The organism is Corynebacterium glyciniphilum AJ 3170 (assembly GCF_000626675.1).
GTDB lineage: Bacteria > Actinomycetota > Actinomycetes > Mycobacteriales > Mycobacteriaceae > Corynebacterium > Corynebacterium glyciniphilum.
Genome location: NZ_CP006842.1, coordinates 294480 through 307906, shown reverse-complemented (window position 1 = coordinate 307906; position 13427 = coordinate 294480). Strand labels below are relative to the sequence as shown.

At 67.9% G+C, this 13427-nt stretch carries 12 protein-coding genes; 9 read left to right on the top strand and 3 right to left on the bottom strand.

Translation table 11 applies throughout. From position 1 onward, the window contains the following. Window positions 1–8: 8 nt before the first annotated feature. Genes CGLY_RS01430 through CGLY_RS01420 form a run of 3 tightly spaced genes read right to left on the bottom strand, consistent with a single transcriptional unit; the run spans window position 9 to window position 3279 of the window. The gene (locus tag CGLY_RS01430; protein ID WP_038545482.1) at window positions 9–1064 is read right to left on the bottom strand and encodes an isopenicillin N synthase family dioxygenase; all 1056 of its coding nucleotides are present in this window, start codon (window positions 1062–1064) and stop codon (window positions 9–11) included. Next, window positions 1061–2299, bottom strand: a complete 1239-nt coding sequence (locus CGLY_RS01425; RefSeq protein ID WP_227590333.1) for an amidohydrolase family protein — start codon at window positions 2297–2299, stop codon at window positions 1061–1063. The genes CGLY_RS01430 and CGLY_RS01425 overlap by 4 nt, the downstream gene beginning before the upstream one ends. A 26-nt stretch (window positions 2300–2325) precedes the next feature. Continuing rightward, window positions 2326–3279, bottom strand: coding sequence for a PDR/VanB family oxidoreductase (locus CGLY_RS01420; protein ID WP_038545479.1), 954 nt, complete (start codon window positions 3277–3279; stop codon window positions 2326–2328). A gap of 486 nt (window positions 3280–3765) precedes the next feature. On the opposite strand from CGLY_RS01420, the gene CGLY_RS01415 reads away from it, so the two are divergent. The 9 genes from CGLY_RS01415 (at window position 3766) to CGLY_RS01375 (ending at window position 13368) form a co-directional block, all read left to right on the top strand. Then, entirely contained in the window at window positions 3766–5100 is a 1335-nt protein-coding gene (locus tag CGLY_RS01415; RefSeq protein WP_227590332.1) for an amidohydrolase family protein, read from the top strand. Between the two features lie 108 nt (window positions 5101–5208). Beyond that, a complete protein-coding gene (locus tag CGLY_RS01410; protein WP_144313719.1) occupies window positions 5209–5919 on the top strand; it encodes an ABC transporter ATP-binding protein in 711 nt (236 codons plus the stop codon). Then, window positions 5916–6827, top strand: coding sequence for an ABC transporter permease (locus CGLY_RS01405; protein ID WP_038545472.1), 912 nt, complete (start codon window positions 5916–5918; stop codon window positions 6825–6827). Before CGLY_RS01410 ends, CGLY_RS01405 begins: the two co-directional genes overlap by 4 nt. A gap of 52 nt (window positions 6828–6879) precedes the next feature. After that, window positions 6880–8070, top strand: a complete 1191-nt coding sequence (locus tag CGLY_RS01400; RefSeq protein WP_038545469.1) for a nitrate ABC transporter substrate-binding protein — start codon at window positions 6880–6882, stop codon at window positions 8068–8070. Beyond that, window positions 8067–9497: an FAD-binding oxidoreductase gene (locus CGLY_RS01395; protein WP_038545467.1), complete on the top strand. Its 1431-nt coding sequence runs from the start codon at window positions 8067–8069 to the stop codon at window positions 9495–9497. Before CGLY_RS01400 ends, CGLY_RS01395 begins: the two co-directional genes overlap by 4 nt. Further along, window positions 9494–10282: a creatininase family protein gene (locus tag CGLY_RS01390; protein WP_038545465.1), complete on the top strand. Its 789-nt coding sequence runs from the start codon at window positions 9494–9496 to the stop codon at window positions 10280–10282. The genes CGLY_RS01395 and CGLY_RS01390 overlap by 4 nt, the downstream gene beginning before the upstream one ends. After that, a complete protein-coding gene (locus CGLY_RS01385; RefSeq protein WP_081803724.1) occupies window positions 10279–10863 on the top strand; it encodes a pyridoxamine 5'-phosphate oxidase family protein in 585 nt (194 codons plus the stop codon). The genes CGLY_RS01390 and CGLY_RS01385 overlap by 4 nt, the downstream gene beginning before the upstream one ends. After that, on the top strand, window positions 10860–12251 hold the full coding sequence (locus tag CGLY_RS01380) for an amidohydrolase family protein (protein WP_038545461.1): 1392 nt from the start codon (window positions 10860–10862) through the stop codon (window positions 12249–12251). The genes CGLY_RS01385 and CGLY_RS01380 overlap by 4 nt, the downstream gene beginning before the upstream one ends. 112 nt (window positions 12252–12363) lie before the next feature. Further along, window positions 12364–13368, top strand: a complete 1005-nt coding sequence (locus CGLY_RS01375) for an FAD-dependent oxidoreductase (protein WP_038550827.1) — start codon at window positions 12364–12366, stop codon at window positions 13366–13368. Window positions 13369–13427: the final 59 nt, after the last annotated feature.

Below are 13427 nucleotides of genomic sequence, written 5' to 3'. Positions count from 1 at the left end.
GGCACCGGTCACCGTTTCGAGGACAGCACCCGCTCCGATTCGCGGGAGGTGTCGGACGCGTTGGACTCCAACGACCGCGACCCGGCGAGTTTGCGGGCGACGTGTTCGCCCACCGTCATCGGTTCATACCGCGCGGGGTGCTCATTATCGACCATGCCGGGCAGCGGTCCGACGACGGCGTCGACATTGCCGTCGTGGAAGAAGGCCGCGGACCGGCGGCGCCTGATGGTCCCGTCGACCACCGGTGGACGTACCCGGTGCAGCGTCGACTTCCACTGGTCGTTGGTCAGTCGGGCGGTGACGTCGCCGACGTTGACCAGCAGCGCACCGGATTCGGGGAGCACGTCGTTCCAGCTGCCGTCCTCGCCGAGAACCTGCAGGCCGGCGACCCGGTCAGCCCACAGGACGGTGACGATGCCGTAGTCGGTGTGCTCCCCCATGCCGGTCAGTTCCCCGTCGAGTTCCACAGCCTGTCCGGGGTCCAGGGCGTAGTTGATGGTGCGCAGCACGTCGATGGAGTGGTCCGCCAACGAGGTGATCGTGCCACGGGGCACGTCGAGCGCATCCTCGAAGATGACGGTCAGGGTCTCCGCGACGTGCTGTGCTGCGTCGAACCACCGTTCCAGGTTGTCCCGGAAGTCCGCCATGGCGCCGTCGGTCTCGGTCGGCCACACGTTCTCCGGGTAGTCGGCCGCCGGCAATGCCAGCTCCGGGAAACTGCTGGCCTGGGCACCGATGTTAAAGGCCTCGAAGAAGTCGTTCATCCCGGTGGCGGACTCCACTCCGAGCGACAGGGACAGCCGTTCGGACTTCGGCGGCGAGTAACCGCGGTTGACCTCGGGCGGGGCGACGGTGCGTTTCTTCAGGTCGAGGTCGCGCAGGAAGAAGGCGTCGAGGGCATCGGCCAGCCCGTCCCAGGTGTCGGGATCGATGCCGTGTCCGGCGAGCTGGATGAAGCCGACCTCCCGGGCTGCGGTGTCGACCTGACGGGCAACCGCGTCGCGTTCCTCCTCCGTTCCTCCGGCGATATACGGCGAGATGTCGATGACGGGGACGTGGATCATGCTGTCCTCTCCTTGAGCATGGTGGTCAGTTCTGACGCGAGGTCACGGGAGTCGGCGGTGAGCAGGACGCCGTCGCGGACGACCCAGCGTCCGGCGACCATGACGTCGCGGGGCCGGCGCCCGGGACTGGCCCACAGCAGTCCGGCGGCGTGGTCGTGAACACCGGCGTCGGAGACGTCGCCCATGTCCCAGACACACAGGTCGGCGGGTGTTCCGGGGTCGAGGGTGCCGAGCTCGGGGCGTCCCAGTCCGACGGCCGAGCCGGAGGTCGCGATGGCCAGGGCGTCGGACGCACTGACCGGCGCACCTGTCAGTCCGGAGACCTGCATGGCAAGCCGGGCGTCGGCGAGCAGGTGCCCGCCGTCATTGCTGCCCCCGCCGGAGGTGCCGAGCCCTACGGTCACACCACGGCGCAGCAGTTCGGCGACCGGGGCGACGCCCCACCCCATGGGAACGTCGCACCCGGGGGCATGGGTGACGGCGACGCCGGATTCGACGACGGCAGCGAGCTCGTCCGGGGTGATCTCGCAGAGATGTGCGACGGTCACACCTGGTTCCAGCCATCCCCAGTCACTGAGCAGTTCCAGCGGTCGTTTTCCATAGCGCTCGGCGGCGACGACGACGTCGACCTGCTCATTGGCCTGAGTGCGTCGCGGCAGGCCGAGGTCCCGGGCGACCTCTGCCAGAGCGGCGAAAGTCTCGGGTCCGTCGGCGTGTACGCCGGACGGGCCGACGGCGAGCTGCAGCATCCCCGGTGCGTCCTCGAACGCGCTGCTGAATGCCTGGTGTATGGCGCGGACGGAGTCTGCGGCGTCGTCAGGATCGTTGCCGGCCGTCCCACGCACGAAACACAACCGGCCCCCGAGCCGCCGTGCTGCGCCCGCGGTGGCCATCGCCATCTCCACCGGGACAACCTCCGAGGGCCAGGTCAGGTGGTGGTCGGCGACGGTCGTGACGCCGCAGAGCAATGACTCGGCCAGTCCGACCGCAGCAGCAGCGCGGCCGAGTTCCGGGTCCACGGCATGCTCACGGTAGGCAGCGGCCATGACCCTCAGCCATTCCGCCATCAGGACGCCCCGGGTGCCGGGCACCGTGCGAAAAGCCGACTGGAGCAGGTGGTGGTGGGCATTGACCAGGCCCGGCGTGATGAAACAGCCGGAGACGTCAACGATCTCGGCATCCGGGACGGCAGATTCGCCGATCAGTCCGCCGCGCACCACGATATCCGGTCCCACCAGTGGATCCTTCAAGAGCACGGTATTCACAGGTCCAGTACCAGCCGTCCAGACCGGCAGCGGGAGACACAGACCATCATGGACTCGTTTTCGCTGCGCTCTTCCGGGGTCAGGACGTTATCCCGGTGGTCGACCTCCCCGGAGACCACGCCCACCTCGCACGTGCCGCAGACCCCCTCGCGGCAGGATGAGGCGAGCACCTTCCCCTTGCCTTCGAGAGTGTCGAGCAAGGAGATGTCCGGCGCAACGGTGAACGTCTCACCACTGGTCGCGAGGGTGACATCGAAGGACATGGCCGTCCCGTCCTGCAGGTCGGGGGCGGTGAACTGCTCGACGAAGACGTCCACGGCCGGCTGGTCCTCGACAGCGCCGGCGATGTCGTCGGCGAGTGTGCCGGGACCACAGACATATACAGCCGTACCACCGGGAAGGTCAGCCAGGGCAGCACCGAGGTCAAGGCGTCCTGCGGACGAGCCGTGGAAGGTGATCTTCCCGCCGTACTTCCCCTGCAGTTCTGCGAGGTAGGGCATGTCCTCCGCCGTCCGCGCCAGACACAGCATCTGCCATGGACGCCCGGACCTCTCGACCTCAGCGGCAAGGGAGAGCATCGGTGTGACCCCGACGCCACCAGCGACGAAGATGTAGTTCAGCGCGCGGGTCAGTGGAAAGTGGTTCCTCGGCTCCCCGACCTCCACCGATGCTCCGAGGACAGCGGCCCGGTGCAGCGCCTCCGATCCCCCGCGCCCTCCGTCCTGCTCGACACGGCGGTCGACGGCGATGACGTAGCTGTTGCGGGAACTCGGCGAGCACAGGGAGTACTGGCGGGTGACGGGTGAGCCCGGCAGGTGGACGTCGAGGTGGGAGCCGGCTGACCACGCCTGCAGCGGGGCGTCGTCGGGGAGTAACAGGGTGAACTCCTCGACGCGCGGGGTGAGGGTGCGTCGGGCAGCCACGGTAGCGGTGATCACATCGGTGGTCACGGGGTACCTCCATGAAGTCTGATGAAGTCTGAAGTACCCCAGCCCGGCGCGTACGTGGGCCACGTTAGCCCGTCACACGGGGTTCCGTGCAGGTCTCCGCACCCGAAACCGGGGAATTAACCCAAGGTTTCACCACCCCGAAACATCGCGCCGACGTCCGGGCTCTCCGCGGCACTGAGCGTCACCGAAGTGATCCTGGAGGGAAACAGAGGTGAAACACCCGCCCCATAGTCTACGTAACTGCACGACGAATCCACACGCGGTGCACCACCGATGTCCCTGCCCCACTACCCGGCCCCAGCCCGGCGCGGTACAGGACCAGGACACGACAGAGCACTCCTGCACACCGCCGGCTGACAGACACTGTCAGCTTCTGTCCTGCATGTCGAAACCAGACACACCGACGTTTTCGACTGCTGCAGCCGGCGATGACCTCTCCTCTGCGGCAGTCACGACCCTGACCCGAGCCAGAGAGGAGGCCTCCGGATGACGGCACCCGACACGACTGATCTCGTCGACATGACCGGTTTGACCGGCCTGACCGGCATCTCGGGGGTCCAGCTCGCCGGGAGGACCGTCGACATCACCTTCGACGGCTCCGTGGTCAACACCATCCGGCCCCACGACCCCGGCACCTCGGAAAACATGCTGGACCTCCGCGGTTACAGCGTGCTTCCCGCCACAGCCGACCCCCACGCACACCTGGACAAATCCCGTTCCTGGGACCTGGTCAACCCGCCCGTCGGGGACCTCCCCGGTGCGGTGGACGCCTGGTCTGCCGCTGCGGCACGCTTCTCGCAGGAGGACATCCTGACGCGGGCGCGCGGCACGGCACTGAGCATGCTCGCCGCCGGCACCACCGCGGTACGCAGCCACGTCGACGTCTATCCGGACGCCATAACCGGTACAGACCCCTTCCGGGGCATCCGTGCCGTCGACCAGCTGCGCCGGGAACTGGAGGAAATGATGACACTGCAGATCGTGGCGCTCATCCCCGCCTCCACCCCGGTCTCCAGGGTCGCCCAGTTAGTTGCCGGGGCATTGGACACCGGCGCCGACCTCGTGGGTGGCGCCCCGCACCTCGCCCACGACCCGCTCTCCCAGACCGACGCGCTCATCGATGCCGCCGAAGCCCACGCCGTGGGCTGTGACCTGCACATCGACGAGTACACGGAGGTCGGCGCGGCAGGCTCGCCCAACGCACGTACGTCCCGCACCCAGACCATCCACCGCTACGCCGAACGCGTCACCGGGTGGCCGGAGGGCCGGGACCGGGCGGCCGGGCACTGCTGCCGCCTGTCCGGCATGACCGCCGCCGAGCTCGACACCACCGCCGTCGAACTCCGCGCCGCACACATCCCCGTCATCGCCCTGCCCGCGACCAACCTCTACCTCCAGGCGTCCGACTCCCGGGGCATCGCCCCCGTGACCGCACTACGCGAGAGAGGCGTCCGGGTGGCAGCGGGTGGCGACAACGTGGCCGACCCGTTCAACCCCACCGGACGGGCCGATGCCCTGGAGACCGCCTCCCTGCTCATCACCGCCGCTCACCAGACCCCGGACCAGGCACTCTGCCTGGTCACCACCGGTGCCCGCGCCGCGATGAACCTGCCGCCGGCGGGCCCGACCCCCGGTGCCAGGGCCGATCTGCTGTGCGTCCGCAGCCCGGGCCCACGGTCAGCTGGCACAGCCGGCCCAGCACCCTCGACCGCCTCACTCATCGCCGCCGCACCGTCCGACCGCGTCGTCATCTCATCCGGACGACTCGTCGCCCGTACCACATCCGTGACCACCTACCCCCACCTCCGGCCGTCGACCTGACCAGGCTGACAGCCCCGCACACCGCGACAAAGGAGAATCACCGTGACCGCTTCGACCACCCCGACCACCCCCACAGCACCACCGCTGGTCAGTTTCAACGACACCGGCATGACCTTCACCTCCGGCACTGACACGACGACCGCGCTGCACAGCGTGTCATTCAACGTCGTCCCCGGTGAGTTCATCAGCGTCGTCGGACCGTCCGGCTGCGGCAAGTCCACTCTGCTGCGTCTCGCCTCCGGGCTCGAGACGTCCACCGAGGGGGTGATGACCACGTTCACCGACCGCATCGCGTACGTCTTCCAGGACGCTACGCTGCTGCCCTGGCGCACCGTCAGGGAGAACGTGATGCTGCTCGGCGAGCTCGACGGACTGTCGAAGTCCGACCGTGAGCGGCGCTGTGCCGAGTCCCTGACCACCGTCGGTCTCGACGGCTTCGAGGACCATCTCCCCCACCAGCTCTCCGGCGGTATGCGCATGCGTGTCTCCCTGGCACGTGCACTGACCATTGAACCCGAGCTCTTCCTCTTCGACGAGCCCTTCGCCGCTCTCGACGAGATCACCCGTGAACGGCTCGGCGTGGAGCTCACCCAACTGTTCGCCGAGAAGCGGTTCGGAGGGCTGTTCATCACCCACTCCGTCAACGAGGCGGTGTTCATATCCACGAAGGTGGCCGTGATGTCCGGGCGCCCCGGCACGATCGTCGACACCGTCGATGTCCCGTTCCCCTTCCCCCGTGATCCGAAACTCCGGTTCTCCCCGGAATTCACCACGCTCACCGAACGTGTCTCGAACTCACTGATGGAGGCCCACTCATGACCGCACCAGCTACCGAAAAGAAGATCCGGAACACCCGGGCAGAATCACAGTCCGGCCCGGAAACGACACAGGCTGCCCCGTCCGCCGGGGCTGACTCGACTCCCACCACGACACCGTCTGCCCGCAGGAGGCTGCGCTCCGCCCCCTTCACCGGCATCGTCCTGCCCGTCGCCGTCTTCGGCGTCGTCATCGCCGCCTGGTACGCAGTGAGCTACCTGCTCCTCGACGAGTCCCGACGCTTCCTCATGCCACCGCCCCACGAGGTGATCACCGAAGGCCTCTTCGGGCCCGCCGCCACCGAAATGTGGCAGGGGCTCGGCCAGACCACCACCGTCGCCCTGACCGGTCTGGTCATCGCCGCCGCCATCGGCATCACCTGGGCAATCGTGATGTCGCAGTCCAAACGCGCCGAGGCCGCCCTGTTCCCCTACGCCGTATTCCTCCAGTGCATCCCGGTGCTGGCCCTGGTGCCGCTGGTGGGGTTCTGGTTCGGCTTCGGCTTCTCCGCCCGTGTGTTCGTCTGCGTACTGATCGCCCTGTTCCCGCTCGTGTCCAACACCCTTTTCGGCCTGAAGTCCGTGGAGCCGGGCATGCGGGACCTCTTCGCCCTGCACCACCCGTCCCGCCTGACCGTCCTGCGCAAGCTGGAACTTCCGGCCGCCATGCCGTCGGTCTTCGTCGGCCTGCGGACCTCCGCCGGACTGTCGGTCGTCGGTGCGATCGTCGGCGATTTCTTCTTCAAGCAGGGTACCCCCGGTATCGGCGTGCTGCTCGACAACTACCGCTCCCGCCTGCAGTCCCCCGAGCTCTTCGCCGCCATCATCCTCGCCTCCCTGCTGGGTGTGGTGGTGTTCCTGATCTTCGGCTGGATCGGAAACCGCGTCGTCGGTCGCTGGTACAGCAAATAACCTTCCCGACCTTCCTGACTTTCCTGAACATCCGAGAACCGGAGAAGCTCCCATGAAAAACGCCCGCACCGTGACCGCCGGCACCGTCGCCGTGGTCACTACCTTCGCCCTCACCGCCTGCGGTGACGACAGCGACTCGTCCACAGCCTCCGGTTACGACGGTGAGGTCGGCACCACTGACCTCTCGTCGGTCTGCCCGTCCACTGTGGTCGTCCAGACCGACTGGTTCCCCGAGGCCGAGCATGGTCACCTCTATGAACAACTCAACTACGGCGGCGACGGACGCGATGCCGTGAGCATCGACGCCGACGGCAAGACCGTCAGCGGCCCACTCTTCGACGGTGAGAACGGCTATACCGGGGTCGACATCGAGATCCGGTCCGGCGGCCCGGCGATCGGCAACCAGAACGTGACCTCTCAGATGTACCAGGACCCGGACATCCTGCTCGGCTACGTCGACACCGACCAGTCCATCCAGAACTCCGACGGCATGCCCACCACCGGTGTGATGGCCACCCTGGCCAAGAGCCCACAGATGATCATGTGGGATCCGGAAACCTACCCGGACGTCCGCGAGATCGCTGACCTCAAGGATGAGAACGCAACCGTCCTGACCTTCTCGAACATGTCCTACATCAGGTACCTCACCGGCGCCGGCATCCTCGACGAATCCCAGATCGACGAAAGCTACGACGGCTCGCCTGCCACGTTCGTCGCCGCGGACGGTGCCAATGCCCAGCAGGGCTACTCGTCTTCCGAGCCCTACAACTACGAGAACGAGGTCCAGGGCTGGATGAAGCCGGTGGAGTACCAGCTCATCCACGACGCCGGGTTCCCCACCTATAAGTCCGCACTGGCCACCAAGACAGCGGACCTCGAGGACGCCGGGACCACCGACTGCCTCTCCGAGCTGATCCCCGTGCTGCAGCGCGGCGTGAAGTCCTACATGGAGGACCCCGCGGCCACGAACGAACTGATCGTCGAGGCGGTCGAGGACTTCAACGCCGGCTGGGTCTACGGCGACGGCAACGCCGACTACGGTCACCGGCAGATGGCGGAGGAGGAACTCGTCGCCGACGGCTCCGACGGCGTACTCGGCTCGTTTGATGAGGCCCGTGTCAACGAGGTGCTCGACATCGTCACCCCGATCTTCGCGGAACAGAACACCCCCGTGAAGGACGGTGTGGCCACCGAAGAACTGGCCACCAACGAGTTCCTCGACGAGGGGGTGTCGCTGCAGTGAGCGCCGTAGGTTCACCGCCCGAGCTCGGGGTCCGTGTCGAGACCGATGTTGACCACGTCTTCGCCACCGCCACTCACGACGGATGCCCCGACTTCACCGCCGACGACGTCGACGCCCTGGTCGATGACCTCATCGCCGTGCTCGGCCCACGCGGCGTCAGCCAGCTGCCCCGTGCACTCGGCCGGGCGTCCCGCGACGGCTCAGGCATGAGCCCGGTACTCTCCGCCCAACTCGCCGAGGGTGAGCTCGGCACCCCGGACGTGGTCTGCTACCCCCGGCGCGTCGAGGAGGTCCCCGCGATCATGCGTGCCGCCGTGCGCCGCGGCGTACCGGTCACCACCCGAGGCAAGGGCACCGGCAACTACGGCCAGGTGCTGCCCCGCTTCGGCGGTCTGGTTCTCGACATGACCTCGTTGACCGGCATCCACGGACTGGATGCGGACTCCGGCACGATCACCGCCGATGCCGGCACGACGATGCTCACCCTCGAGCAGTACGCCTGGGACCGCGACCACCAGCTGTGGATGTACCCGTCCACCGTGCAGTCCACCCTGGGCGGGTTCCTCGGCGGCGGCTCCGCCGGCACCGGCACCATCGTGCACGGGCGCAACCACCAGGGATTCGTCACCGCCGTGGACATCGTCCCCGCCACCGAGGACGCCCGGATCATCCACCTGGAGGGCGAGGACGCCCAACCATTCGTCCACACCTACGGCGTCGCGGGCATCATTGTGCGGGCCACCGTACGCGTCGAGCCGTTGCAGGACTGGCGGTGCGTGTACGCGTCCTTCGGATCGGCTCGAGGCGCCTTCGACGCCGCGTGGGCGGTGCTGGACGCCCGGCTGCAGCCACGGTTGATGTCCGCCGACGGCGCAGAGATCGTCGATGCTCTGCCGTCGGATCCTGCGCTCGTGCGTGGACGGGCGAGCCTGCGCGGCATCATCGATGCTGACGAAGTAGAGGACGTCGCGGCGATCGTCGCGTCCTACGGCGGGCAGGTCGAGGATGTCCGCGAGGGCATCACCCAGTCGGTGCGACTGTCCACGATCTCCTACAATCATCCGACCTGGTGGCTGCAGAAGAAGCAGCCCGGTCGCTGGTTCCACATGGAGTGCCAGGGCAATGCGGTCGTCGACCGGCTCGAGGAGGTCGAGGCGGTGTTTACGACCCCGGACGGTGGCGGCCTGTTCCATCTGGAGGTCGGCAACAACATGATGTTCGGCATGCTCAACGGACGGATCGACGAAAACGAGAGCGTGGCCGAGCTCAAGGACCGTATCCTCGCCGGTGTTCCGGAACTCACCGCCCTGGGGGTTGGTGTGCACTCCCCGCACCAGTGGTACATCGACCTGGAACCCGAGCGTGTGCGGGCCCTGGCTGACACCTCCGACCCCCACGGCATCCTCAACCCCGGGAGGTGGATGTGATCAGCGCGTCCCGACGCTTCGCGGACCTGACGACCGCCGAGGTTCCCACTGTTCTCTCGAAGGACAGCGTGCTGGTGCTGCCGACCGGGGCGATCGAACCCCACGGCCCGCACCTGCCGGTGTCCACCGACCTGACCGTCGCCGAAGCGGTCTCCGCTGAGGCGGTGACGCGGGCCGCCGCGTCCGGCACGGACGTCTGGTTACTGCCGTCACTGGCGTACACCAAGTCCGACGAGCACGCCCTGCTGCCCGGCACGATGTGGCTGCGTCCTGAAACCTTCTTCCAGACGGTGGTGGATCTGGGCCGTTCCATCGCCGCGACCCCGGCCAGGCGCCTGCTCTTCGTCAACTGCCACGGCGGGAACTCCGCCCTGCTGGGCGTCGCCCTGCGCGAATTGCGCCGACGCTTCGACCTGCACACCTTCCTGATGTCCGGACCGGCACTCCCCGGGGAGACCGAACGCGGCATCGGAGTGCACGCCGGCTGGGCGGAGACCTCGATGATGCTGCACATCGCCCCGGAACTCGTGGATGTGTCCGCCGCGTCGGCATTGGGGCCGCAGGTCGCCGACACCGTCGCCGACTGCTCCCACATCGGCTTCGGTGCCCCGGGTCGGCCGGTGACCTTCGGCTGGCTGTCCACCGACCTGTCGGAGTCCGGTGTCGTCGGCGACCCCACCGGGGCGTCCGCCGAGGTCGGTGAGGAGCTGTTCCGCGCACGCGTCGACGAGATCGTCGCCGCACTGCCCGAGATCGCGTCCTTCACCCCGGGAGGCAGGCGATGACACCGTCGTGCCTGTTCCTCGACCACCTCGAGGAGTCGCCGACCGCCCCGACCCTGATGACGCTGGCCACCGTCGGCGCCGACGGGTACCCGCGCACCCGCACCGTGATGGTGTCCGGTGTCGGCGAGGACGGCCGCGTGTACTTCCACACCGACGCCCGGTCACAAAAGGTCCGGGACATCGCCGCGTGCCCGAAGGCGTCGCTGACGGTGCTGACGCCGGACCGGACGCGGCAGGTCACCGTGATCGGCGACGTCGTCCCCGACACCCGGTCCGGCGAACGCACCGCCTTCGCCCGACGCTCCCACTACCTGCAGCTGCTCGCCTGGCTCAACGACGCCGACCTCGCCGCGCAGACGACGGAGGAGCGTCGCCGCCTCTGGGCGTCCTTCGCCGACGAGCACCCGGACCTCACCCACTCCGGCCCGCCCGAGACGTGGGCCGGGTACGCCGTCGTCCCGCGCGAGTACCTGTTCTGGACCGCCGACGACGCCGGACCGTCCCGCCGCGTGCGGTACACCCGTACCACCGGCACCTCGCCTGACAACCCCGACTGGACCCAGGAGGTTCTCCCCGGATGAGCTCATCCACCCTGTTCACCAACGCCGTCATCATCCCGGTCAGCGGCGCACAACCACGCTGGTTCCGCGGCTGGCTGTCCGTCGACGCTGACGGACGCATCGACGGCATCGGCGAGGGGACCGCGCCCGAGGCGACAGTAGCTGCGTCCTCCCGTGTCGTCGACCTCGACGGAGCCTTCCTCGCCCCCGGGTTCATCTCCGCGCACAGCCACATCTACACCGGCGGCATGCGCGGGGTGGAACACTCGTCCCCGCTGTACAAGTGGGTCACCCAGAACAGTGCGATGCTCGCCAACGCCGACCCGGAGACCATGTACTGGCTCTCCCGCGCCGGTGGCCTGGACCACCTCGCCTCCGGCATCACCTCGGTGTACAACTTCACCCAGTCGCGGGTGATCTGCCGCTTCGACTACGAGACCTCCACCCTGAAGGCCGTGAAGGTGCACGAGCCGGACTTCGTGACCCGCCAGATCGACGGCGTCGCCGATGCCGGCATCCGCTTCGTCACCTCCGTGCGCGTCGACGACGAACAACTGCCCGAGACCGACGCCTTCGACGCCTTCGGAGTGGCGATGACACACCTGGACGAGATCGACCCGGCGTTGAACCTGGGCGGCTCCGTGTACGGCGCGGTGCAGTGGGCCTCCGCCGCCGTGACCGCCGAGCGGGAGAAGGCACTCATGGAGAAGTGGGGCATCACCAACCAGGCGCACTTCGTGGAGACCGCCGAGCAGATCGACATCCAGCAGTCCAAGTTCGACTGGTACGACAACGCCGGCGTGCTCGGCCGCGACTTCGCCTTCGGCCACTTCGTCCACCCCACCGAGCGCATGGTCGAGCGCGTGGTCGAGTCCGGCAGCTCGGTGGTGTGGCAGGCGATGTCCAACGGACGTCTGGGCTCCGGCATCGCCGACATCGTGACCCTGCTGGGGCGCGACGTGACCGTGGGCATGGGGGTCGACGACCAGTCCTGCACCGACACCTCCGACCCCTTCGAGAACATGCGCACCGGACTGTTCACCCAGCGTGCCGTCCACTCCGACGCCTCCATCATGGCCGTGGACGACGTCCTGCACCTGCACACCCTCGGCTCCGCCCGGTCCATGGGCGTGGGTGACAAGGTGGGCTCGTTGGAGGTCGGCAAGTTCGCCGACCTGCTCGTCGTGGATCCCCGCGACCCGGCGACCGGACCGGTGTGGGACCCGGTGGCGACCTACGTGCTGGCCTGCGGGCTACGGCACCTGCGGAGGGTGTACGTCGGCGGTGAGGTGGTGTATGACTCCTCCGCCTCCTCGCCCTCGGGTGCCGACGCCGCGGAGGTCAACCGCCTGGCGGACGAGGGTATGGTCCGCTCCGCCGCGGCCGGCGGGTTCACCCCGGCGCTGTAAGGGTGAACGGCAGCATCTGAGTCACCGCCCAAAACGGTTCACGGCTCCGGATCGTTCTGGGCGGTGACTCAGATGCTCAACGCAGTGGGAGGCACATGAAACAATGGTCGCCATGCCATCGAAGCACTTGCGAATCACCGTCATCGGCGCCGGCGTGATCGGCCTGTCCTGCGCTTATGAACTCGCCGAAGCCGGTCACGAGGTCACCGTCATCGCTGACCATGGCCCCGGCGACACAGTGTCCGCGCTGGCAGGAGCACTGTGGTTCCCGTACCACGCAGCAGGCACGGAACAGGTGGTCGAACGGTCGCTGCGACGGTTCGTGGAGTTGGCCGCCCTCGGAGACACCAGCGCTGACACCGCCACCGATGACTTCACCGACGACGTACCACCAGTACAGATGCGGACCGGTGTCCTGCATGAGCGCCTCGATCCGCCGGACCGCTCCTGGGTCGCGCCGGTGGTGGAGGTGCTCGGCGACGACGCGGTCCAGCCGGTCGACGGCGGTGTGCGTGCCACCCTGCCGATGATCATGACCTCGCGTTATCTCGCCTGGCTGATGGACTCGTGCCGGATGAACGGCGTGGCTTTCCAGTGGCGCACGGTTGCCTCGCTGGAGGAGCTCACGGGGACGACGGATGCGGCCGTCATCGCCGGCGGTTTACGCGGCGGCGACCTGCTCGGTGGGGATGATGCGGTCGCCCCGGTGCGTGGACAGCTGATGCTCTTCGCCAACGGTGACGGCGGGGAGGACGGCCCGCTGCTGACCGACTGGGTCGTGGACTCCGATGACCCGGCGCACATGACGTACGTCTTCCCCCGAGAAGATGAGATCGTCGTCGGCGGGACGTCTGAACCAGGCTCGTGGGACGAGGCCCCGGATCAGGCCACAGCCGAGGCCATCCTGGCCCGTGCGGAGGCTCTGGTCCCCGAGCTCACGGAGTTGCCGATCATCGGCCACGGCGCGGGGCTACGTCCGGCACGCGAGACGGTGCGGATCGAGCATGTCGACGGGTACGACCTGCCGGTCATCGCCGCGTACGGCCACGGCGGCGCGGGAGTTACACTGTCCTGGGGCACCGCCGAGCGTGTCGTGGAACTCGTCGGCGAGCTGTAGTTCTCCACAGGTTCTTCCACACCCTTTCGCTGGTGTGCCCTCTCGGCTTCACTGGTGTC